We start from the raw sequence: 21372 nt of genomic DNA on the forward strand, positions 1-21372 counted from the left end.
CAACCGGCCTACGGGCGACGCTGCCCCGGAAAGCCGCGAAGGAGGACTTCACCTTTAGGAGGCCAGCGTGCCTGAAGCACCGACGATCGACGGCGCCAATACCACGTGGCTGCTGGTTTCGACAGCGCTCGTGCTGCTCATGACCCCCGGACTGGCGCTGTTCTACGGCGGCCTCAACCGGGCCAAGGGCGTACTCAACATGATGATGATGAGCTTCTCGGCTATCGGGCTCATCTCTATTCTGTGGTGGTTCTACGGATTCAGCGTCGCCTTCGGGGCCGACGTGAACGGCTTCTGGGGCGACCCGGGCGCGTACCTCGGCACCAAGACCTTCCTCGCCGAAACCGACCTGTGGGGTGCCACGGCGGAGAACCCCAGCGGCATCGGGGTCCCGCTCTACGTGTTCATGGCGTTCCAGATGGTCTTCGCGGTGATCACCGTCGCGCTGATCAGCGGTGCCATCGCCGACCGGGCCAAGTTCGCCGGCTGGCTGCTGTTCGCCTTCGGCTGGGCCACCCTGGTCTACTTCCCGGTCGCCCACTGGGTGTGGGGCGGCGGCATCATCGGCGGCGACATCCACGCACTGGACTTCGCCGGTGGCACCGCTGTGCACATCAACGCCGGTGCGGCGGCCCTGGCCGTGGTCCTGGTTCTCGGTAAGCGGCTCGGTTGGCCGCGTGAGGGCATGAAGCCGCACAACATCCCGTTGGTCGCGCTCGGTGCTGGTCTGCTGTGGTTCGGCTGGTTCGGGTTCAACGCCGGCTCGGAGCTGACCGTCGACTCGGTCGCCGGCCTCGCCTTCATCAACACCCAGCTCGCCACGGCGGCGGCGGTGCTCGGCTGGATCGCTGTCGAGTGGGTCAAGGACCGTAAGCCGACCATGGTCGGTGCCTCGTCCGGCGCCGTCGCCGGTCTGGTCGCCATCACCCCGGCCTGCGGCTTCATCGCCCCGTGGGCGTCCGTCCTGCTCGGCATCGTCGCCGGTGTCGTGTGCGCGCTCGCCGTCAGCCTCAAGTACAAGCTCGGCTACGACGACTCGCTCGACGTGGTCGGCGTGCACTTCGTCGGTGGTTGGATCGGCTCGCTCTGGCTCGGTCTCTTCGCCACCAACTCGGTGAACGCCGCGATCACCGACGTGGTGGGTGCCTCCGACGGCCTCTTCTACGGCGGCGGCGCGACCCAGCTCGGGCGGCAGGCCCTCGCCGGCCTGATCGTCACCGTCTGGTCGTTCGGCATCGCCTGGGTGCTCGCCTTCGTCATCGAGAAGACGATCGGGTTCCGGGTGAAGGCCGAGGCCGAGGTCGAGGGCATCGACATCGCCGAGCACGCCGAGAGCAGCTACGACCTGTCCCCGGCCGGCGGCGGCACGGGCAGCGCGTTCGCTATGGCCGGCATCGGCACCCCCGGTGGCGGCGCGACGAGCGGTGCCAAGCCGGAGGCGGAGCCCGCCGAGCCGGTCAGCGAAAAGGTCGCCGGTTAACGTTCCTGGGATGGAGGGGTTGGACATGAAGCTGGTGACCGCAGTCATCAAGCCGTACCAACTGGACGCGGTGAAGGAGGCCCTGCACGCCCTCGGGGTGGCCGGGCTGACCGTCAGCGAGGTTCAGGGGTACGGGCGACAGAAGGGGCACACCGAGGTCTACCGGGGTGCCGAGTACACGGTCGAGTTCCTACCCAAGATCCGGGTCGAGGTGCTCACCGATGAGATCGACGTCGACAAGGTGGTCGATGCCATCGTCGGAGCGGCCCGCACGGGCAAGATCGGTGACGGCAAGGTCTGGGTCACCGGTGTCGAAGAGGTCGTCCGGGTACGTACCGGCGAACGCGGCCTCGACGCACTCTGACCGCGGCCACTGAGATGACCTCGTTGATCAAGAAGAACGCGTCAGGACCCGCCGACGACGGTGACGCGAACCTCTTGATCAACGAGGTCGTCGGCGTTCCCGGGGGGATCGGGGAAGCGGCCCGGCGGGGGCGGGCCGCGGCGTACGACTCGTTCCTGCGGGGGCTGCTGCCGGCACGGGACGGGGTGGCGCTGCTGGCCGTCGGGGGTCTGGGTCGGCGGCAGTGTGCCCCGTACAGCGACCTCGACCTGGTGCTGGTGCACGCCGGGGTGCCCGGCACTGACGAGTTGGCCGCCTCGGTCTGGTACCCGATCTGGGACGCGGGCCTGCGGCTCGACCATTCCGTCCGCACCGTCGCCGAGGCGCTCTCGGTGGCCCAGGACGACGTCAAGGTCGCCCTCGGGCTGCTCGACGCCCGACTGGTAGTGGGGGACCAGGCGCTGGCCGACGCGTTGATCCGCACCGCCGCCGACCACTGGCGACGTACCGCCGTCCGGCACCTGCACGGCCTGCGGGAGGTCACCGAAGCCCGTTGGCAGGCCCATGGTGAGCTGGCGTTCCTGCTGGAGGGCGACCTCAAGGAGGCCGCCGGTGGTCTGCGTGACGTGGGGCTGCTGCGGGCGATCTCCGCGGCCGGCATCACCGACGCGCTGCGCCCCGCCGTACGCGCCGCCCACCTGCGCCTGTTGGACACCCGCGACGCCCTGCACCAGCAGGTCGGCCGACGCGTCGACCGGCTGGTCGCCCAGGAACGCGACGGTGTGGCCGCGCTACTCGCGTTGGACGACGGCGACGCTCTCCTGCGGCGGGTCGCCGGCGACGCGCGCACGGTCAGCCACGCCCTGGACGACGCCTTCCGGGCCGCCGACCGGCTGCGCTCCGGTCGTTCCCGGGGCGGGAACGGCCGCCCGGCCCGCCGCCCGGTCGCCCGCGACGTGGTCGAACACGACGGCGAGCTGGTGCTCGCCCGTACAGCGATCGGGGCACGCCCCGACCCGAGCCTCTCGCTGCGGGTGGCTGCCGCGTCGGCCACGACCCGAATCCCCATCGCGCGGGCCACCTGTGAGTGGCTGGCGGCGTACTGCCCGCCCCTGCCCGCCCCCTGGCCGGCCGAGGCCCGGGCCGCGCTGATCACCCTGCTCGGCGCCGGTCCCGGCCTGGTGCCGGCCTGGGAAACCTGCGACCGGTACGGGCTGGTCGACGGCTGGCTGCCCGAGTGGACCCGGTTGCGCAGCCTGCCCCAGCACAACCCGGTGCACCGCTTCACCCTCGACCGGCACCTCGTGCAGACCGCGTACGAGGCCAGCAGGCACGCCCGCGAGGTGGAGCGCCCCGACCTGCTGCTCCTCGGCGCGCTCCTGCACGACATCGGCAAGGGACTCCCCGGTGACCACAGCACTGTGGGTGTGCCGGTTGCCCAGGCGGTGGCCACCACTGTCGGTCTGCCCGCCCCGGAGGTCGAGCTGATCGGCAAGCTGGTCCGGCTGCACCTGCTGCTGCCCGACGTGGCCACCCGCCGGGACCTGTCCGACCCGGTCACCATCGCCTCGGTGGCCGAGGCGGTCGGTGACACCGGCACCCTCGACGTGCTGCACGCGTTGGTCCGCGCCGACGCGGCGGCGACCGGGCCGGCGGCCTGGTCCGACTGGAAGGGCCGACTCGTCGCCGAGTTGGTCGCCCGTGTTCGCACCGCGCTGGACACCGGCGTACTCCCCGAGCCACCCGCCCCGGACCCGGAGCTGCTGGCCGGGCCCCTGCCGGTCGTCCACCTGACCGGCGACCGGGTGTCGGTCGCGGCGGCCGACCGGCGGGGTCTGCTCGCCACGGTGGCCGGCTGCCTGGCGCTGCACCGGCTGGAGGTGATCTCCGCGGACGCCTCCGCCGTCGACGGCCGAGCCCTGGTCGAGTGCCGGGTACAGCCCCGCTACGGCCTCCCGCCGGACCCGGTGCCCCTCCGCGCCGACCTGCGCCGGGCGGTAGCCGGCGACGTGTCGGTCACCCAACGGCTGCGCGGCCGTGCGCTCGCCAGCCGCGGCGGCGGCGCCGCGCCACGAGTGGTCTGGCACCGCGAGGCGGCCACCGACGCCGTACTGCTGGAACTGCGCGCCGCCGACGCCGCCGGGTTGCTCTACCGGGTCGCCTGTGCGCTCGACGAGGCCGGCGCCCTGGTTCGCGCGGCCCGCATCTCCACCCTCGGCGCCGACGTGGTCGACGCCTTCTACCTGGTCGGAGGTTGGCCGGACGACGCCACCCGGGCCCGCCTGGAGGCCGCAGTCCTCGCCGCCGTCTGACGCTCGGCTGCTCGGCTGCTCGGCTGCTCGGCTGCTCGGCCGTTGGCCGCTCATGCCAGCCCGGTTACTCCCACGAGCGTGATGCCTCACAGTCATCTTGATGCCTCGCAGTCATCACGCTCGTGAGGGTGTCCGACGCCAGCGCGGTGCGATCGGGAGTTGTGTCCCTGTGGCGGGTACGTCCGGGGGCGTAGCGGCGGTGTCGCTCGTGGGCGCAGGTCGAGCGGCACCTGCGCGGGCAGAATGACGGCCATGCGACGAGGCGGGCAGTGGCGGTGGCAGGGGGTGGCGGCGGATGCCGCGCTCGCCCTGGCGCTGCTCGCCTTCGGGTTGCTCGCCACCGGTCTGGCCGGGGACAACCAGCCGGGGTCGAGGCCGGTGGACACCGCCTGTCGAGTGCTGATCGCCGTCGCCGCGCTCGCCCTGCTGGTCCGGCGGCGTGCTCCGGTCGCCGCCCTCGCCGTGGTCACAGTGGCCACCTCGACGTACCTGCTGATCGGCTACCCGTACGGGCCGATCCTGGTCACGTTCCTGCTCGCGGTGTACACCGTGGCCGTGTGGCTGCCGGTGCGACCGGCGGCGCTCGCCACCGGCGGCGCGTTCGTCCTGTTGTTGGCGCACGTCTTCTTCGGCCGGGGGCCGGCGCCGGGTTGGACGGGAGTGCTGCCCGCGTCGGCCTGGGTGGTCGTACCGTTCGCGGTGGGGGTGGTGGTGCGGGTGAGCCGTGAGGCGACCGCGCGTACCCGTGCCGAAGAGGCCCGCAGCCGTGTTGAACAGGCGCGACGGCAGGCCGACGAGGAGCGGCTGCGCATCGCGCAGGAGGTGCACGACGTGGTGGGGCACGGGCTGGCCGCGATCAGCATGCAGGCGGAGATCGCCCTGCACCTGCTGCCGAAGCGGCCGGAGCAGGCGGAGGTGGCCCTGACCGCCATCAGCCGGACCAGCCGTGAGGCGCTGGACGAGCTGCGGGTCACCCTGGGCGCGGTGCGGCGGGGGGCCGAGCGCGAGCCGGTACCCGGCCTGGCCCGGCTCCCCGCGCTGCGCGACCGGCTCGCCGGGGCGGGGCTCGCCGTCGACGTGCGCGTGGTCGGTGACCCCCGGGAGGTGCCGGCCGCTGTCGACCTGGCCGCGTACCGGGTGGTGCAGGAGGCGTTGACCAACGTGCTGCGTCACGCGGGGGTGGCGAGCGCTGAGGTGACAGTGGGCTACCGCGCTGACGAGGTGACCGTCGAGGTCACCGACCGGGGGACGGGCCGCGCCGAAATCGCTCCGGCCGACGGTGAGGGCGGTCACGGTCTGGCCGGGATGCGCGAGCGGGTCGCCGCGCTGGGCGGTCGGTTGACCACCGGGCCGCGCGCCGGGGGCGGGTTCCGGGTGTACGCCGGGCTGCCCGTGGAGCCGCCGGCGTGATCCGGGTGCTGATCGCCGACGACCAGGACCTGGTCCGGCTCGGGCTGCGCGCGCTGGTGGAGAGCGAGGACGACCTGTCGCTGGCCGGCGAGGCGTCCGACGGGCTGCGGGCGGTCGAGTTGGCCCGTCGGGAACGGCCGGACGTGGTGCTGATGGACATCCGGATGCCCGGTATCGACGGCATCGAGGCGACCCGCCGTATCGTCGCCGACCCCGCTCTGACCGGTACGCGGGTGGTGGTGCTCACCACCTTCGAGCTGGACGAGTACGTCTTCGACGCGCTGCGCCACGGTGCCAGCGGGTTCCTCACCAAGGACACCAGACCGGCTGAGCTGCTGCGCGCGATCCGGCTCGTCGCCGAGGGGGAGGCGCTGCTGTCGCCGTCGGTGACCCGTCGGGTGGTGCGGGAGTTCGCCACCCGGCCGTCCCGGGTGCTTCGTCCGCACCCCCGACTGGAGACGCTCACCGATCGGGAGCGTCAGGTCGTCGGCCTGGTCGGTGAGGGCCTGAACAACGAGGAGATCGCCGCGCAGCTGGTGGTCAGCCCGGCGACCGCGCGAACCCACGTCAGCCGGGCGATGGGCAAGCTGGGAGCCCGGGATCGGGCCCAGCTCGTCGTGTTCGCGTACCAGTCGGGGTTGGTGTCGGGGTGAGGCCCGGGCCGGGCGACAGCGGCCCTACGGCCGGGCGGTTACCCTAGCGGTGGCCGGACTCCGCAGTGCCGGCCGCGTTGTGCCCGCCGGAACACTGACAAACGGGATGTTCGCGTGTTTGACACCTTGAGTGACCGCCTGTCCGGGATCTTCACCAAGCTCCGCGGCAAGGGGCGGCTCACCGACGCCGACATCGACGCCACCGCGCGCGAGATCCGCCTCGCGCTGCTGGAGGCGGACGTCGCGCTGCCGGTGGTCAAGGGCTTCATCGCGGCCGTCAAGGAGCGGGCGCGCAGCTCCGAGGTCGCCCAGGCGCTGAACCCGGCCCAGCAGATCATCAAGATCGTCAACGACGAGCTGATCGAGGTGCTCGGCGGCGAGGGGCGACGGCTCCAGTTCGCCAAGCAGCCGCCGACGGTGATCATGCTGGCCGGCCTCCAGGGTTCCGGTAAGACGACCCTCGCCGGCAAGCTGGCCCGCTGGCTCAAGGGCCAGGGGCACCAGCCGCTGCTCGTCGCCGCCGACCTCCAGCGCCCCAACGCCGTCGGGCAGCTCCAGGTGCTCGGTGGTCGGGCCGGTGTCGAGGTGTACGCCCCGGAGCCCGGCAACGGCACCGGTGACCCGGTGCAGGTGGCCCGCGCGTCGATCGAGCACGCGAAGCGCGCCGCCCGCGACATCGTCATCGTCGACACCGCCGGCCGCCTCGGCATCGACGCCGAGATGATGCAGCAGGCCGCCGACATCCGCGACGCCGTCTCGCCGGACGAGGTCATCTTCGTCATCGACGCGATGGTCGGTCAGGACGCCGTCCGCACCGCCGAGGCGTTCCGCGACGGCGTCGGCATCACCGGTGTGGTGCTCTCCAAGCTCGACGGCGACGCCCGCGGTGGTGCCGCGCTGTCGGTCCGCGAGGTCACCGGGCAGCCGATCCTGTTCGCCTCCACCGGTGAGAAGTTGGAGGACTTCGACGTCTTCCACCCCGACCGGATGGCCAGCCGCATCCTCGGCATGGGCGACGTCCTCACTCTGATCGAGCAGGCCGAGCAGGCCTTCGACTCCGATCAGAAGGAGAAGATGACCGCCAAGCTGATGGGCGGTGAGCAGTTCACCCTGGACGACTTCCTCGACCAGCTCATCGCGGTGCGGCGGATGGGCCCGATCGCCAACGTGCTGGCCATGATGCCCGGCATGGGGCAGATGAAGGACCAGCTCGCCGACCTGGACGACAGCCACTTCGACCGGGTCACCGCGATCATCCGGTCGATGACCCCGGGCGAGCGGACCAACCCGAAGATCATCAACGGTTCCCGCCGGGCGCGCATCGCCAACGGCTCCGGGGTCACCGTGATGGACGTCAACCAGCTGCTCAACCGCTTCGCCGACGCGCAGAAGATGATGAAGCAGATGGGCGGCATGATGGGTCTGCCCGGCGGTGGCCGCCGCAAGGCGACCAAGTCGCCGAAGAACAAGCGAAAAAACACGAAGGGCTCGCAGCGTTCGCGGGGTGCGGGGCAGAGTGGTGCCGGTCCGCGCATCGGTGCCGCAGGCTTCCCGGGTGGCATGCCGCAGCTCCCGCCGGGGATGGACCCGAACGACCTCGCCGGCGGCCAGGGCCTGCCGCCCGGCTTCAAGCTCCCGAAGATCGACTTCAACAAGCTCGGCAAGGGCGGCGACAACCACCCCCGCTGACCTTCGTGCCGGTCGGGGCGACCTGCTCGCCCCCGACGGGCAGTGATCGGGTAGGACTGTGCCATGGCTCTTCATGTGCGCGGCGTGCTGCTCCCCGACGACGAGGTACGGGATATCTGGCTGGTCGGCGACCGGGTGACCTTCACCCCGGTGCCGGGCGCGGAGACCGTCGTCGACGGCGGTTTCGTGCTGCCGGGGCTGGTCGACGCGCACTGCCACATCGGCATCGCCCGAGGTGGCGCCCCGATCACGTCGCTCGACCAGGCCCGCGAGTTGGCCCACGTCGACCGGGACGCCGGGGTGTTGGCGATCCGCGACGCGGGCTCGCCGTACCCGTACCCCGAACTGGACGACGAGCCGGACCTGCCGCGACTGGCCCGCGCGGGCCAGCATGTCGCCCCGCCGAAGCGCTACCTGCGCGACATCGGTGTGGAGGTCGACGCGACCGAGGTGGCCGCCACCGTCGCCGCGCAGGCGCGGGCCGGTAACGGCTGGGTCAAACTGGTCGGCGACTGGATCGACCGGGGCGTCGGTGACCTGGCGCCGGCCTGGGACGCGGACACCCTCACCGCCGCCGTGCGGGCGGCGCACGACGCCGGGGTACGCGCCGCGGTGCACACCTTCTCCGAAACGGCCGTCGAGATCATGGTGCGGGCCGGGGTGGACTCGGTGGAGCACGGCACCGGGCTCAGCCTCGACCTGATCGACGAGATGGCCCGCCAGGGCACCGCGCTGGTCCCCACAATGATCAACATCGCCACCTTCGGGGGCATCGCCGAGCAGGCGCGGGGCAGGTTCCCCGGGTACGCCGACCACATGCTCGCGCTGCGCGACGGCTTCCCCGAGGTGGTGCGTGCCGCGCACGAGGCCGGGGTGCCGATCTACGTGGGCACCGACGCCGGTGGCGGCATCGATCACGGGCTGGCCGCCGAGGAGATGCTGCTGCTGCACGAACGGGCCGGCATGGCACCCATCGACGTACTCGCCGCCGCCTCCTGGGGCGCCCGCGCCTGGCTCGGCTTCCCCGGCCTGGTCGACGGCGGCCTCGCCGACCTGACCGTCTACCCCGAAGACCCCCGCAGCGACCTGCGCGTCGTCCGCGCCCCGTCCCGCACGATCCTCCGCGGCCGCGTCATCCGCTGACCCCCGCGCCGCCCCATCAGCGCCGTGCCGCGTTGCGCCACCCCGGGCTGTTCCGCGTCGTGTGCGGCGTGCGGCGTGCGCCAGCGGCCGGGTGCGCGGGGGTGCGGGTCAGGGGGTTGGGCGGGCGGCGGCGCTGAAGAGGTGTACGGCAAGGTCGGCGAGGGCCGTGGCGGTCTGCTCGATCGGTTCGCGGGCAAGAACGATGTGGCTGACCACCAGGCGGACGATGGTGTCGGCGGCGAAGGCCAGCGCGGCCTGGTCCGCCCCCGGTAGGTGGTCGCCGGCCCAGTCGATCAGCGCGCCGGACGCCTCGGTGAGCACCACCTCGGCCCGGGTGGTGAGGTATGGCAGCAGCTCGTCCGAGCCGCCTCGGGCGCTGGTCAGGATGGCCTTGACCAGGGGGTTTGCCGCTGCCGTGGTGAGGGTGTGCGCGATGGCCGCGTACGCGCCGGCCCGTACGTCGGTGCCGTGGGCGAGCAGAGCGGCCCGGACAGCGCCGACGAACCGGTCCACCTCGGCGTGGGCGAGCGCCTCGGCCAGCCCCGCCTTGCTGCCGAACTCGTTGTAGACGGTCTGCCGGCTCACCCCGGCGGCGTTCGCGACGGCGCCCATCCGGACGCCGTCCCATCCGGTCGCGACGGTCAGCGCGCGCGCGGCGTCGACGATGCCGGTCCGTACCGGGGTGGGGCCCCTCTGCTCAATCATGGTGGTCGAAGTGTAGGACGGCGTGCCGGCCGGACCGGTCGGCGATCGGGCTGGTCGACTGCCGATGCCGCGCCCGAGCGCACCGCCCTGACGAGCGGCGCATAGGATGTGCGGTCATGGCACGCGTGCTCACTCCCCGTGCGGAGGATTTCCCCCGCTGGTACCAGGACCTGATCGCCAAGGCGAAGCTGGCCGACAACGGCCCGGTTCGCGGCACCATGGTCATCCGACCGGCCGGCTACGCCATCTGGGAGCGTATGCAGGCTGAGATGGACGCTCGGATCAAGGCGGCGGGTGCGGAGAACGCGTACTTCCCGTTGTTCATCCCCGAGAGCTACCTCAAGCGCGAGGCGCAGCACGTCGAGGGCTTCTCGCCCGAGCTGGCGGTCGTCACCCACGGTGGTGGCAAGCCCCTGGCCGAGCCGGTGGTGGTGCGTCCGACCAGCGAGACGGTCATCGGCGAGTTCATGGCCAAGTGGATCGACTCGTACCGGGACCTGCCGCTGCTGCTCAACCAGTGGGCGAACGTGGTCCGGTGGGAGCTCCGTCCGCGGATCTTCCTGCGTACCAGCGAGTTCCTCTGGCAGGAGGGGCACACCGCGCACGCCACCCGTGAGGACGCCCGGGCGTACGCGCGGCGGATCCTGCACGAGGCGTACGAGGACCTGATGGTCAACGTGATCGGCATTCCGGTCGTGGTCGGCCTGAAGACGACGCGCGAGCGCTTCGCCGGGGCGACGGCCACGTACACCTGCGAAGGCATGATGGGCGACGGCAAGGCGTTGCAGCTGGGCACCAGCCACGAGCTGGGCCAGAACTTCGCCAAGGCGTTCGACATCAGCTACTCGTCGAAGGAGGGCGGCCGGGAGCACGCCTGGACCACCTCCTGGGGCACGTCCACCCGCATGCTCGGTGGCCTGATCATGGCGCACGGCGACGACAACGGCCTGCGCGTGCCGCCGCGGCTCGCGCCGATCCAGGCGTACGTCATGATCGTCAAGGACGGCGACGGCGTCGGCGAGGCGGCGGCCAAGCTGCGCGACGGCCTGCGCGACGCCGGTGTCCGGGTCGCGCTCGACGACCGGACCGACACCCCGTTCGGCCGCCGGGCCGTCGACGCCGAACTGCGTGGCTATCCGGTACGCGTCGAGGTCGGCCCCCGTGACCTGGCCGTGGGCAACGCGACGGTGGTGCGTCGCACCGACGGCTCGAAGACCCCGACGCCGGTGGCGGACGTGGTCACCGCGGTGCTGGCCGCGCTGGAGACCGACCAGCAGGTGCTGCACGACCAGGCGCTGGCCAACCGCGAGTCGCGCACTGTGGAGGTGGCCACCCTCGCCGAGGCGATCGAGGCCGCCGCGAACGGCTGGGCTCGGGTGCCGTGGTCGGCGGTCGGCGTGGCCGGTGAGGCGGAGGCGAACGGTCAGGGCGTCACTGTGCGCTGCCTGCTGCGCGCCGACGGTTCGGTACCGGACTCGGAGGACGAGCCCGACCTGGTCGCGATCCTCGCCCGCGCTTACTGAGGTGCGGCCGGGCAACCCTGTCGACCGGTTCGAGCCGGGCCGGCTGATCATGCACCGGAACGTGCGGCACGGCCGGATCGGGTGGGTCCGGCCGGCCCGCGTGGTCAGCGACGACGACCGGGGGTTGCTGATCTGGATCGCCCGGGACTCGCCGGTGGCCCACGAGGTGACCGAGGCCGGGCTGGGGATGCGGGCGATGCCGTTCGCCGAGTGGATCTCGTCGACGTACCGGTTGGCCGAGGGGCGTTGGAACGGTCCTCCGCTGCTGAAGTTCCTGCCCACGGGGGCGGCGCACTCCGTCTGGTGGTTCTCCGACGCCCAGGGCCGGTTCGCCCACTGGTACGTCAACCTGGAGGAGCCCGGTGTCCGCTGGGACGACGGCCTGGTGGCCGGCGTCGACGTGGTGGACCAGGACCTGGACGTGGTGGTGTGGCCGGACCGCGGCTGGGAGTGGAAGGACGAGGACGAGTTCGTCGAGCGGCTCGCCTTCGGCGCCGACTACTGGGTGACGGACGAGAAGGCGGTCCGCGCGGAGGGGGAGCGGGTGATCGCGCTCGCCGAGGCCGGGAAGTTCCCGTTCGACGGCACCTGGTGTGACTTCGCACCCCCGTCGGAGTGGGGCGTACCGGACAAACTGCCACCGGGATGGGATCGTCCGCCGGTGCGCTGAGCGGTGTGCCAGGTCACCGACAACGCGGTGTACGGGTCCGATGCGGGAGATCGGCATCGGATCTGGCAGAATAGGTCGCTGGTATCCGGCGCGCGTCCGGCGCCCTCTAACCCGGGCACGTCGCTAGTCCACCGAGTAGTCTCCGGCCCAACCCCACGGGTCCGGTCGGCGCTCACCCATGCACACCGCCCGCACGGGCCGGTGAGATCGCAACAGGAGCGTAACAACTGTGGCCGTAAAGATCCGGCTCCTGCGGATGGGCAAGATCCGCCACCCGCAGTACCGCATCGTCATCGCCGACTCGCGCACCAAGCGTGACGGTCGGGCGATCGAGTTCGTCGGGGTGTACCAGCCCAAGGAAGACCCCTCGATCATCGAGGTCAAGTCGGAGCGGGTCCAGTACTGGCTGTCCGTCGGCGCTCAGCCGAGCGAGGCGGTGCAGCGGCTGCTGGAGCTGACCGGTGACTGGCAGAAGTACAAGGGCCTGCCGGCCCCGCCGCCGCTCCTGGTCGCCCCCGAGCGGGCCGACCGCAAGGCGGCGTACGAGGTTGAGGCGAAGGCCGCCGCCGGGCTCGCCCCGGAGACCCCGGCCAAGCCCGCCAAGAAGGCCGCCAAGGCTGCCGAGGCTCCGAAGACCGAGGCTCCGAAGACCGAGGCTCCGGCTGAGGCTCCGACGGCTGAGGCTCCGAAGACCGAGGCTCCGGCCGAGGCTCCGGCCGCTGCCGACGCCGGTGAGCAGGCCTGACATGCCACTGCGTCCGGCGTTGGAGCACCTGGTCAAGGGCATCGTCGACCACCCGGACGACGTCCGGGTGCGGCTGGTCGATTCCCGTCGGGGCAAGCGGCTCGAAGTCCGCGTGCACCCCGAGGACCTCGGCACTGTGATCGGGCGGTCCGGCCGGACCGCCAAGGCGCTGCGCCAGGTGATCGGCTCCATCGGCGGGCGCGGGGTTCGCGTCGACATCGTCGACTCGTACTGATGCAGCTCGTCATCGGCAGGATCGGCAAGCCGCACGGTGTCCGCGGTGAGGTCACCGTGGAAGTGCGGACCGACGAGCCCGAGGCACGGTTCGCCCCTGGCACAGTGCTGCGCACTGAGCCGGGGGCGACACCCCCTCCAACCAGCGATGAGCCCGGGGTGCCGTTCCAGGTTCCCGCGGAGCTGACCATCGAGGAAGCCCGCTTCCACCAGGGTCGGGTGCTGATCGCGTTCGAGGGCTTCCTGGACCGCGACACTGCCGAGGCGCTGCGTGGGACGCTGCTCGTGGTGGACAGCGCCGACGTGACCCCACCGGACGACCCGGAGGAGTTCCACGACCACCAGTTGGTCGGGTTGGCCGTGGTGACCCCGGCCGGCGAACGCCTGGGCGAGGTCGTCCGCATCGACCACGCACCCTCGTCCGACCTGCTGGTGCTGCGGCGCCCCGAGGGGCGCACCGCGTTGATCCCGTTCGTCCGGGCGATCGTTCCGGAGGTCGACCTGGCCGGCGGACGTGTGATCGTCGATCCGCCAGCCGGACTGCTCGACCTTTAGGACCAGCCCGCATGCGCGTCGACGTCGTGTCGATCTTTCCGGAGTACTTCGCCCCGCTGGACCTGTCGCTGATCGGACGGGCGCGGGCCAACGGCGTACTCCAGCTCGCCGTGCACGACCTACGGACCTGGACCCACGACGTGCACCGCACTGTCGACGACACCCCCTACGGCGGCGGGCCGGGGATGGTGATGCGCCCGGAGCCGTGGGGTGAGGCTCTGGACGCCCTCGCGCCGGTCGACGCCCCGCCGCCCCGGCTGCTGGTGCCGTCGCCCGCCGGTGCCTCGTTCACCCAGGCCATGGCGTACGGGTTGGCGGCCGAGTCGCATCTGCTCTTCGCCTGCGGCCGCTACGAGGGGATCGACCAGCGGGTCCTGGCGCACGCCGCCACCCGGATGCCGGTCACCGAGGTGTCGCTCGGTGACTACGTGCTCTTCGGCGGCGAGGTAGCGGTCCTGGTGATGCTGGAGGCGGTCACCCGGCTGCTGCCGGGGGTGCTGGGCAACGCGGGCTCGTTGGACGAGGAGTCGCACGCGCACGGGCTGCTGGAGGCGCCGATCTACACCAAGCCGTCGAGTTGGCGTGGGCACGACGTGCCGGAGGTGCTCCGCTCCGGTGACCACGGCAAGATCGCTCGCTGGCGGCGCGAGGAGGGTCTGCTGCGTACCGCAGCCCGCCGTCCGGACCTGCTGGCGGCGCTGCCCGCCGATCGGCTCGACAAACGGGACATCGCGGCCCTGGACCAGGCCGGATTTCATCCTCCACCGGGGGATGTGGCAAAGTAGGGGGGTTGCCGCATCCGTCCGCTCCCGCAGACGGCTGCGAGGATTCCCGACCGGGGTCGGTCCGCCGATCACCACCCGGGAATCAGAATCACCCACCCGCGCACCGAGTGACGGTGCGCCGTGAGCCTTACGAGGACACAGCGATGAATATCCTGGACGCCCTTGACGCCCAGTCGAAGCGGACCGACCTTCCCGACTTCCGGGCCGGTGACACCGTCAAGGTGCACGCCCGCGTTGTCGAGGGCGCCCGGTCCCGTGTCCAGATCTTCCAGGGCGTCGTGATCCGCCGCCAGGGTGACGGTCTGCGCGAGACCTTCTCGGTCCGCAAGGTCAGCTTCGGTGTCGGCGTCGAGCGGACCTACCCGATCAACGGCCCGGGCATCGACCGGATCGAGATCGTGACCCGCGGTGCCGTGCGTCGCGCCAAGCTCTACTACCTGCGTGAGCTGCGCGGCAAGAAGGCCAAGATCAAGGAGAAGCGGGCGAAGCTGCCCAGCTGACTTCCCGCTCGCCACGCCGCCCGAGCTGCGCGTATGCCGTACCGACCAGAGCGCACTACCCTGGTCGGTACGGGCGCAGCGAGGCGGCGGCCCCGCCCACGTGGCGGGCAGTTGTCCACTACCGCCCGTGGAGCCTCGACGAGGCTCCCGGGCGGTGGTGTTTCTGCGGACCGGGGAGTGGCGTGGTGCAGACGCTTGACGAGGACGGCACCGTCGATCCGTGGCGCCGACGGGCTCGCCGCACCCGCCGGCAGATGCCTCTCTGGCAGGAGTTGCCGCTGCTGCTGGTGGTCGCGTTCTGCCTCGCGGTGCTGATCCGCACCTTCCTGCTCCAGGCGTTCTTCATCCCGTCCGGCTCGATGGAGGACACCCTCCTCGTCGGTGACCGGGTGCTGGTCAACAAGGTCGTCTACGACGTTCGTGACCCGCTGCGCGGCGAGGTGGTGGTCTTCCGGGGCACCGACCGCTGGGCGCCGCAGGTCGACGATCAGCCGAAGCCCGGTGTCGCCGGCCGGCTCACCCGGACCGTCGGCGATCTGGTCGGGGTGAGCCGCCCCGGTGAGAAGGACTTCATCAAGCGGGTGATCGGTCTCCCCGGTGACCGGGTCACGTGCTGCGACAGCCAGGGGCGGGTGACCGTCAACGGCACGCCGCTCAACGAGCCGTACGTCCTGCGGGACTCCCCACTGGACCTGCCGCCCAACCCGGCGGAGTGTCGCTCCCGGCGCTTCGACGAGATCGTCGTGCCGCCCGGTCAGATCTTCGTGATGGGCGACCACCGCGAGGTCTCCCAGGACGCGCGTTGCCAGGGGCCGGTGCCGATCGAGAACGTGGTCGGCCGGGCCTTCATGGTGGTCTGGCCCTCGTCGCGGTGGAGTGCTCTGTCGGTGCCGCCGACGTTCGAGGACGTGTCCGGGTCGGCCACGGCGTCCCCCGTTGCGCCTCCGGTGCGACCGACTCCGCAGGGCGGTGTGCTGCTGATGCTTCCGTTGGCAGCCGCGCTACGCGGTTCCCGCGCGTTCCGGACGGTGCCGTCCAGCCGGGCAACGTAGGCTCCTTGGCGTGATTGACGAGCAGACCGACAAGCCGCGCAGCTCCTTCTGGAAGGAGCTGCCGATCCTGCTGGGTGTGGCGATCCTGGTCGCGGTGCTGGTCCGCGCCTTCGTGCTGCAGACCTTCTTCATCCCCTCCCCGTCCATGGAAAACACCCTCAAGATCGATGACCGGGTGCTGGTCAACAAGCTGGTCTACGACTTCCGGTCACCGCACCGCGGCGAGGTGATCGTGTTCAAGGCTCCGACCGCGTGGAGCGGCAACCCCGACGGCGAGGACTTCATCAAGCGGGTGATCGGCATCCCCGGCGACCACGTGGTCTGCTGCGACCCCGAGGAACGGTTGATGATCAACGGCAAGTCGCTGGACGAGCCGTACATCTTCTCCCTGGACGGGATTCGCGACAAGCCCGCGGACCAGGAGTTCGACATCACCGTGCCGGAGGGCCGGCTGTGGGTGATGGGCGACCACCGGTCGGCCTCCGGCGACTCACTGGAGCACTGGCAGCAGTCCCAGCAGAACATCACCGAGGCGACGATCCCCGAGGACGACGTGGTCGGGCGGGCGTTCACCGTCTTCTGGCCGGTCAACCGGGCCACCTGGCTGACGGTGCCCGACGGGTTCGACGGCATTCCCAAGCCGTAGGCCGACGGGGCGTGGGCGATCCGTCCTCGGTCTGGCAGGCTGGTGCGGTGACCGTCTACACCCCTCGACGCGCGGCCCGCGTGCTGCTCGTCGACGCGGCCGGCCGGGTCCTGCTGTTCGAGGGCTTCGACCCGGCCCGACCCGGGCACCGATACTGGTTCACTCCCGGCGGCGGGCTCGATCCGTCGGAGTCCCCGGCGGCGGGCGCGGCCCGGGAGTTGGCCGAGGAGACCGGCCTGCGGCTCGACCCGGCCGATTTGGGTGAGCCGGTCTGGTCCGACGCGACCGAGTTCTCCTTCGACGGCATCTGGTACCGCCAGGAGCAGGATTTCTTCCTCTTCCGGGTCAATTCCTGGCGGGTGGACACCACGGGCTTCAACGACATCGAGCGACGCAGCATCGCCGACCACCGCTGGTGGGTTCCGGACGAGTTGGCGGCCAGTGGTGACCGGTTCTACCCGCCCGAACTACCCGCCCTGCTGACCCGGCTGGGGCAGTCGACCACCGCCGACCAGCACGAGGCGTCGTGCTGACCCCGCCGCGCACAGTGGTGCGCCGCGAGGCCGGCCTGTACGCCCTGGAGCGGGCGTTGCAGCGCCGTGGCTTCCGGCACGTCGCCGGCGCCGACGAGGCGGGCCGGGGGGCCTGCGCCGGTCCGCTGGTCGCCGCCGCGGCGGTGCTGCCCGAGGGGCGGCGCGGCGAGATCGAGGGGCTGGCCGACTCGAAGCTGCTCACCCCGGCCAGCCGGGAACGGGTGTACGCGGAGATCGTGGACCGGGCGCTCGCGTACGCCGTGGTGGTCATTCCGGCCGAGGAGGTCGACGCCCGGGGTCTGCACGTGTGCAACCTGGCCGCGATGCGCCGGGCGCTCGCCTCGCTCACCATCCGCCCGGAGTACGTGCTGACCGACGGCTTCGGCGTGGACGGCCTGGGTGTGCCCGGGCTGGCGGTGTGGAAGGGCGACCGGGTGGCGGCGTGCGTGGCGGCGGCCAGTGTGCTGGCCAAGGTCACCCGGGACCGGCTCATGGTGGAATTGGACGCGGTGTTCCCGGCGTACGGCTTCGCCGAGCACAAGGGCTACATCACCCCGGAGCACTCGGCGGCACTGCGGGAGCACGGGCCGTGCCGCGAGCACCGGTTCTCGTACGTCAATGTCGCCACGGTCTCCGGCCGCGACGGCCGGCCGCCGCGCGCTCGACGGCCTGGCGGCCACGGCCCGGATGAGCCGATGGAGCGCTCGTGGGCGTCAGGGGGTACCGTCGGCGTGGCGTTGGGCGAGCAGCCTCGGCCTCCGACGCCGGTGGGGGAAGATGTGGCCATGGAAGGCGGAGTGCGATGAGCGCGGAAGATCTCGAGAAGTACGAGACCGAGATGGAGCTGCAGCTCTACCGGGAGTACCGCGACATTGTCCGCCAGTTCTCCTACGTGGTGGAGACGGAGCGCCGGTTCTACCTGGCCAACCAGGTCGACCTGCACGTGCGAAACTCCGACGGCGAGGTCTACTTCGAGGTCGAGATGCACGACGCCTGGGTGTGGGACATGTACCGTCCTGCCCGCTTCGTAAAGAACGTCCGGGTGATGACCTTCAAGGACGTCAACGTCGAAGAGCTGGAGAAGCCCGACATCTCACTGCCCGCCGACTCCGGCTTCGGCGGCTGAGCGCACCCGGGCCGCCGGACCGCGCCACAGGCCCCCCACCCGTGGCCTGACACCCACCGCCGATCACTCGGCCGGCACCACGACCTCGACCCGCTGCACCATGTTGCTGGCGAAGCCGCCACGGTTCCACTGTTGCTCGACCGGCTGGGTCCGCCCGGACGCGTCGGTGGCCCGCGCGCCGAGCACGTACCGGCCGGGGGTGGCGACCCACTCGTACCGCCAGCGCCGCCAGGCGAAATCTCCCGCGTCCGGCGGGTCCAGCTCGGCCGGCGCCCAGCTCTCCCCACCGTCGGTGGTCACCTCCACGGCGACCACCGGGGCGTGCCCCGACCAGGCCCGGCCATCCAGCGTGCACGGGCCCTGTCGCAGCACCCGGCGGCGGGACATGAAGTCGGGGAAGCCGGGCGGACGGACCAGCGCGCGCGGCTCGATCCGCGTCACCGGCACGCCCGGGTCGTCGGCGTCGCGGCGCACCCGGTAGGCCACCGCGTTCTGGTACCCCTCGAACGGCTCGGTCCGCAGCTCGATGGAGTGGACCCACTTCACGTGCGCCATGCCGTACCAACCCGGCACGATCAGCCGCAGCGGCGCGCCGTGCTGCGGCAGCAGGGGGACGCCGTTCATCTCGTACGCCAGCAGCACCTCCTCGCGCAGCGCGTCGGCGACCGGAAGCGCCCGCTGGTAGTCCTGCTCGATCCCGCGCTCCACACCGTGATCGGCGCCGGTGAAGACGACGTCCACCGCATCCGGGTCGACGCCCGCCTCCCGCAGCAGCGGAGCGAGGGGGGTGCCGGTCCACTCCGCGTTGCCGACCGCCTCGACCAGCCAGGGCTGGCTGACCGGCCGGGGGTGCAGCAGGGCCCGCCCGTTGCCGGCGCACTCCAGTGTCACCTGCCGGGTGACCCGGGGCCGCTCGCGCAGGTCGGCGAGGGTGACCGCCAACGGCCGGTCCACCGCGCCGCCGATGGTCAACGTGTGCGTCGCCGGGTCGAGCTCCGGGATGTCGTAGTGGATCAGCAGGTAGTGCAGCCCGGCCGGGGTGACGTCGTAGCGCAGCGCCTCCAGCGGGATGCCGTGGTTGCGGGCCGCGAGCTGCAACTCCTCGGCGCTGATCGTCTCGTCCGGCCCCGCGAGCCGGGACGGGCCGCTCACGTCGGCCACCGTCGGCCCGGCGGTGGACGGCGTCCGGTCATCGAGAGTGGTCATGAGGGCCTCCCCGGTACAGACGGCGGGACCCGCCGTACGCGGCCCAGCCTAGGCCCTTCGGGGCGGCCCGGAAACGGCACCGGAGGTACGTCGGCGTGCGCGCGACGGGCCGTGGACAGCGGCGTGCCGTCCCGGCCATAGCAGATCATCGACGTTGTTGGGTGGTCATCCACAGCACCTCCGCTTGTCCACAGAAGCGTCGGCCGGGCCTGCGGACGACCCCGCGTCGGCCGGAGGCTGCCGTCATGCGACAGCCATCCGTCCGTTCGATCCGCCGCACGGTGCTGCTCTGCGCCGCGCTTCCGCTCGCACTGACAGTGCAGCTCTGCGGGCTGGCGGTGCTGGTCGCGGCGGTGCCCGGCCAACCACCGACACCGACCGTGCCGGTCGCGGCCCTGGCGGAGCCGGTCGCCGCCCCAGCTCCCACCGGGCGGTTCCGCTGGCCGCTCGACGGGCCGCCCCGCCCGGTGCGCCGGTTCGACCCGCCGCCGCGACCGTGGCTGCCCGGCCACCGCGGCGTCGACCTGGCCGCACCGGCCGGAGCGGTGGTCCGCAGCGCCGGGCCGGGCACCGTGCTCTTCGCCGGCCCGGTGGCGGGTCGACCGGTGGTCACCGTGGGGCACGCCGACGGGCTGCGGACCACCCACGAGCCGGTCCAACCCGCCGTACGCCCCGGCCAGCCGGTCACCGCCGGCGCGCCGCTGGGCGAGCTGCTGCCCGGGCATCCGGGGTGCCCGGCCGAGGCGTGCCTGCACTGGGGCCTGCGCCGGGGCGAGGAGTATCTCGACCCGCTGGCCCTGCTCGGCCTCGGCCCGGTGCGCCTGCTCCCGGTCGGTCCGGTCCCGGTGACAGCCCCCGGCCGTCCGGTCAGCGCTGGGCGAGCAGTGCCGGCAGCCGCGCGGCCAGCCGTTCGTACTCGTCGGCGGCGTTGTAGACCTGGCCGGTGAGCCGCAGCCACCCCCGGCCGCTCCAACTCATCACCGCCACCTCCGCGGCGAGCCGCTCACCGATCCGCGCCTGCAACGCCCGCGCCGCGTCGATCGTGGTGCCCGTACCGGCCGGCAGCGGAATGAGGCGCAGCGCCACCCCCGGCCCGCCGGGGTCGGGCAGATCGGCGGGGGCCACCCCCAGGGCGTCCCCCACCACCCGCTGGCCGTACGCGGCGAGCGCGGCGTTGTGCGCCCGCACCCGGTCGACGCCGAGACTGCGCATCGTGAACAGACCCGCCGGAGCCGCCAGCCAGGATGTGTAGTCGAGCGTCGCCTGCCACTCGAGCCGGGCCGGGAAACCCGACTCCTGCTCCCAGGACACCACCAGCGGCTCGATCCGGTCCCGCCACTGCGGTGCCACCGCCAGCAGGGCGGTTCCGCGCGGGGCGTACGCCCACTTGTGCAGGTTGCCCACCCAGAAGTCCGCTCCGATGCCGGCCACCGGGGTGGGGAGCATGCCCGGGGCGTGCGCGGCGTCCACCAGGACCGGCACGCCGTGTTCCCGGGCCACCCCGACGATGGCGGCGGTCGGAAAGAGCTTGGCGGTGGCCGAGGTGAGCTGGTCGACGACGAGCAGCCGGGTCCGCCCGGGGCGCAGGCCGGCGCGGACGCTCTGCACGATCTGCTCGTCGGTGGCGGCCCGGGCGATCGGCAGAACGCGGCTGACCGCGCCGGTGCGGCGGCACTCGCGCTGGATGGCCAGGCTCACCGCCCCGTACCCGTGGTCGGTGCTCAGCACCTCGTCGCCGGGCTTGAGACCAACCGACTGGAGCACCACGGCGACGCCGGTGGTGGTGTTGCCCACCAGGGCGCTGCCGTCCGGGTCGGCGCCCAGGAACCCGGCGAGGTGCCGGCGGGTGTGCGCGATCCGGTCGACCAGCCCCTGCGTGAAGAAGCGCAGCGGGTTCGCCTCCATCTCGTCGCGCAGCCGCTGCTGGGCGCGCTGCACGCCGATCGGCACCGCGCCGAACGAGCCATGGTTGAGGTGGCTGACCGCCGGGTCCAGGGAGAAGAGCAGGCGGGCGCCCGGGATCGGCTCAGGGGGATTCGGGACGCTCACTTGATGATCGTAA

23 protein-coding genes are annotated in these 21372 nt (G+C 72.2%); 20 read left to right on the top strand and 3 right to left on the bottom strand.

Annotated features, from left to right (window positions below; all coding sequences use genetic code 11):
- Positions 1 to 67 precede the first annotated feature (67 nt).
- The 7 genes from ABZS40_RS12535 (at position 68) to ABZS40_RS12565 (ending at position 9030) form a co-directional block, all read left to right on the top strand.
- A complete protein-coding gene (locus tag ABZS40_RS12535; protein ID WP_091393032.1) occupies positions 68 to 1480 on the top strand; it encodes an ammonium transporter in 1413 nt (470 codons plus the stop codon).
- Between the two features lie 25 nt (positions 1481 to 1505).
- Complete coding sequence (locus tag ABZS40_RS12540) at positions 1506 to 1844, top strand: P-II family nitrogen regulator (RefSeq protein WP_172862163.1); 339 nt, start codon at positions 1506 to 1508, stop codon at positions 1842 to 1844.
- Between the two features lie 14 nt (positions 1845 to 1858).
- On the top strand, positions 1859 to 4135 hold the full coding sequence (locus ABZS40_RS12545; protein WP_354943396.1) for a [protein-PII] uridylyltransferase: 2277 nt from the start codon (positions 1859 to 1861) through the stop codon (positions 4133 to 4135).
- 252 nt (positions 4136 to 4387) lie between these two features.
- On the top strand, positions 4388 to 5545 hold the full coding sequence (locus ABZS40_RS12550) for a sensor histidine kinase (RefSeq protein ID WP_354943397.1): 1158 nt from the start codon (positions 4388 to 4390) through the stop codon (positions 5543 to 5545).
- Complete coding sequence (locus ABZS40_RS12555; RefSeq protein ID WP_354943398.1) at positions 5542 to 6198, top strand: response regulator transcription factor; 657 nt, start codon at positions 5542 to 5544, stop codon at positions 6196 to 6198. Before ABZS40_RS12550 ends, ABZS40_RS12555 begins: the two co-directional genes overlap by 4 nt.
- Before the next feature lie 114 nt (positions 6199 to 6312).
- On the top strand, positions 6313 to 7887 hold the full coding sequence (gene ffh / locus ABZS40_RS12560; protein ID WP_354943399.1) for a signal recognition particle protein: 1575 nt from the start codon (positions 6313 to 6315) through the stop codon (positions 7885 to 7887).
- 63 nt (positions 7888 to 7950) lie between these two features.
- Positions 7951 to 9030, top strand: coding sequence for an amidohydrolase family protein (locus tag ABZS40_RS12565; protein ID WP_354943401.1), 1080 nt, complete (start codon positions 7951 to 7953; stop codon positions 9028 to 9030).
- Positions 9031 to 9138: 108 nt separating this feature from the next.
- Here the strand turns inward: ABZS40_RS12565 and ABZS40_RS12570 are convergent, their stop codons facing one another.
- Positions 9139 to 9735 carry a TetR family transcriptional regulator gene (locus ABZS40_RS12570; RefSeq protein ID WP_354943402.1) on the bottom strand — a complete coding sequence of 199 codons (597 nt, stop codon included), beginning with the start codon at positions 9733 to 9735 and terminating at the stop codon, positions 9139 to 9141.
- 116 nt (positions 9736 to 9851) lie between these two features.
- Between ABZS40_RS12570 and proS the strand changes: the two genes are divergently transcribed.
- From proS to ABZS40_RS12630, 12 genes are all read left to right on the top strand, one after another.
- Positions 9852 to 11258: a proline--tRNA ligase gene (gene proS, locus ABZS40_RS12575; protein WP_354943403.1), complete on the top strand. Its 1407-nt coding sequence runs from the start codon at positions 9852 to 9854 to the stop codon at positions 11256 to 11258.
- Between the two features lie 49 nt (positions 11259 to 11307).
- Positions 11308 to 11928 carry a DUF402 domain-containing protein gene (locus ABZS40_RS12580; protein ID WP_354943453.1) on the top strand — a complete coding sequence of 207 codons (621 nt, stop codon included), beginning with the start codon at positions 11308 to 11310 and terminating at the stop codon, positions 11926 to 11928.
- A gap of 229 nt (positions 11929 to 12157) precedes the next feature.
- The gene (gene rpsP, locus ABZS40_RS12585; protein ID WP_354943404.1) at positions 12158 to 12673 is read left to right on the top strand and encodes a 30S ribosomal protein S16; all 516 of its coding nucleotides are present in this window, start codon (positions 12158 to 12160) and stop codon (positions 12671 to 12673) included.
- Complete coding sequence (locus tag ABZS40_RS12590; protein WP_186718042.1) at positions 12648 to 12908, top strand: RNA-binding protein; 261 nt, start codon at positions 12648 to 12650, stop codon at positions 12906 to 12908. Before rpsP ends, ABZS40_RS12590 begins: the two co-directional genes overlap by 26 nt.
- Positions 12908 to 13462, top strand: a complete 555-nt coding sequence (gene rimM / locus ABZS40_RS12595) for a ribosome maturation factor RimM (protein WP_354943405.1) — start codon at positions 12908 to 12910, stop codon at positions 13460 to 13462. The genes ABZS40_RS12590 and rimM overlap by 1 nt, the downstream gene beginning before the upstream one ends.
- A gap of 11 nt (positions 13463 to 13473) precedes the next feature.
- Positions 13474 to 14247 carry a tRNA (guanosine(37)-N1)-methyltransferase TrmD gene (trmD, locus tag ABZS40_RS12600; RefSeq protein ID WP_354943406.1) on the top strand — a complete coding sequence of 258 codons (774 nt, stop codon included), beginning with the start codon at positions 13474 to 13476 and terminating at the stop codon, positions 14245 to 14247.
- Between the two features lie 143 nt (positions 14248 to 14390).
- Positions 14391 to 14747: a 50S ribosomal protein L19 gene (gene rplS / locus ABZS40_RS12605; protein WP_354943407.1), complete on the top strand. Its 357-nt coding sequence runs from the start codon at positions 14391 to 14393 to the stop codon at positions 14745 to 14747.
- A 182-nt stretch (positions 14748 to 14929) separates the two neighbouring features.
- Positions 14930 to 15799, top strand: a complete 870-nt coding sequence (gene lepB / locus ABZS40_RS12610; RefSeq protein WP_354943408.1) for a signal peptidase I — start codon at positions 14930 to 14932, stop codon at positions 15797 to 15799.
- Positions 15800 to 15809: 10 nt separating this feature from the next.
- Positions 15810 to 16445, top strand: a complete 636-nt coding sequence (gene lepB / locus ABZS40_RS12615) for a signal peptidase I (RefSeq protein WP_354943409.1) — start codon at positions 15810 to 15812, stop codon at positions 16443 to 16445.
- Positions 16446 to 16492: 47 nt separating this feature from the next.
- Complete coding sequence (locus ABZS40_RS12620) at positions 16493 to 16978, top strand: NUDIX domain-containing protein (protein WP_354943410.1); 486 nt, start codon at positions 16493 to 16495, stop codon at positions 16976 to 16978.
- Positions 16972 to 17784, top strand: coding sequence for a ribonuclease HII (locus tag ABZS40_RS12625; RefSeq protein WP_354943411.1), 813 nt, complete (start codon positions 16972 to 16974; stop codon positions 17782 to 17784). The genes ABZS40_RS12620 and ABZS40_RS12625 overlap by 7 nt, the downstream gene beginning before the upstream one ends.
- On the top strand, positions 17781 to 18104 hold the full coding sequence (locus ABZS40_RS12630) for a DUF2469 domain-containing protein (RefSeq protein ID WP_007075222.1): 324 nt from the start codon (positions 17781 to 17783) through the stop codon (positions 18102 to 18104). The genes ABZS40_RS12625 and ABZS40_RS12630 overlap by 4 nt, the downstream gene beginning before the upstream one ends.
- A gap of 63 nt (positions 18105 to 18167) precedes the next feature.
- Here the strand turns inward: ABZS40_RS12630 and ABZS40_RS12635 are convergent, their stop codons facing one another.
- Complete coding sequence (locus ABZS40_RS12635; RefSeq protein ID WP_354943412.1) at positions 18168 to 19310, bottom strand: sulfite oxidase; 1143 nt, start codon at positions 19308 to 19310, stop codon at positions 18168 to 18170.
- A 245-nt stretch (positions 19311 to 19555) separates the two neighbouring features.
- Here ABZS40_RS12635 and ABZS40_RS12640 point away from each other — a divergent pair, with 245 nt between their 5' ends.
- Positions 19556 to 20257 (top strand): M23 family metallopeptidase, encoded by a 702-nt coding sequence (locus ABZS40_RS12640; protein ID WP_354943413.1) that lies wholly within the window; start codon positions 19556 to 19558, stop codon positions 20255 to 20257.
- Here ABZS40_RS12640 and ABZS40_RS12645 read toward each other — a convergent pair.
- On the bottom strand, positions 20178 to 21359 hold the full coding sequence (locus tag ABZS40_RS12645) for an aminotransferase class V-fold PLP-dependent enzyme (RefSeq protein ID WP_354943414.1): 1182 nt from the start codon (positions 21357 to 21359) through the stop codon (positions 20178 to 20180). The genes ABZS40_RS12640 and ABZS40_RS12645 overlap by 80 nt on opposite strands.
- Between the last annotated feature and the right edge of the window lie 13 nt (positions 21360 to 21372).

Origin of the sequence: Micromonospora sp. NPDC005324, from assembly GCF_040607155.1 — a bacterium.
Taxonomy (GTDB): domain Bacteria; phylum Actinomycetota; class Actinomycetes; order Mycobacteriales; family Micromonosporaceae; genus Micromonospora; species Micromonospora trifolii.

Excerpts from the sequence above, each read along its gene's own strand:
- ABZS40_RS12540 (WP_172862163.1), top strand. The coding sequence starts at position 1,506 with ATGAAGCTGGTGACCGCAGTCATCAAGCCGTACCAACTGGACGCGGTG.
- ABZS40_RS12545 (WP_354943396.1), top strand. The coding sequence starts at position 1,859 with ATGACCTCGTTGATCAAGAAGAACGCGTCAGGACCCGCCGACGACGGT.
- ABZS40_RS12550 (WP_354943397.1), top strand. The coding sequence starts at position 4,388 with ATGCGACGAGGCGGGCAGTGGCGGTGGCAGGGGGTGGCGGCGGATGCC.
- ABZS40_RS12565 (WP_354943401.1), top strand. The coding sequence starts at position 7,951 with ATGGCTCTTCATGTGCGCGGCGTGCTGCTCCCCGACGACGAGGTACGG.
- ABZS40_RS12570 (WP_354943402.1), bottom strand. The coding sequence starts at position 9,735 with ATGATTGAGCAGAGGGGCCCCACCCCGGTACGGACCGGCATCGTCGAC.
- proS (WP_354943403.1), top strand. The coding sequence starts at position 9,852 with ATGGCACGCGTGCTCACTCCCCGTGCGGAGGATTTCCCCCGCTGGTAC.
- ABZS40_RS12580 (WP_354943453.1), top strand. The coding sequence starts at position 11,308 with ATGCACCGGAACGTGCGGCACGGCCGGATCGGGTGGGTCCGGCCGGCC.
- rimM (WP_354943405.1), top strand. The coding sequence starts at position 12,908 with ATGCAGCTCGTCATCGGCAGGATCGGCAAGCCGCACGGTGTCCGCGGT.
- trmD (WP_354943406.1), top strand. The coding sequence starts at position 13,474 with ATGCGCGTCGACGTCGTGTCGATCTTTCCGGAGTACTTCGCCCCGCTG.
- rplS (WP_354943407.1), top strand. The coding sequence starts at position 14,391 with ATGAATATCCTGGACGCCCTTGACGCCCAGTCGAAGCGGACCGACCTT.
- ABZS40_RS12630 (WP_007075222.1), top strand. The coding sequence starts at position 17,781 with ATGAGCGCGGAAGATCTCGAGAAGTACGAGACCGAGATGGAGCTGCAG.
- ABZS40_RS12635 (WP_354943412.1), bottom strand. The coding sequence starts at position 19,310 with ATGACCACTCTCGATGACCGGACGCCGTCCACCGCCGGGCCGACGGTG.
- ABZS40_RS12640 (WP_354943413.1), top strand. The coding sequence starts at position 19,556 with ATGCGACAGCCATCCGTCCGTTCGATCCGCCGCACGGTGCTGCTCTGC.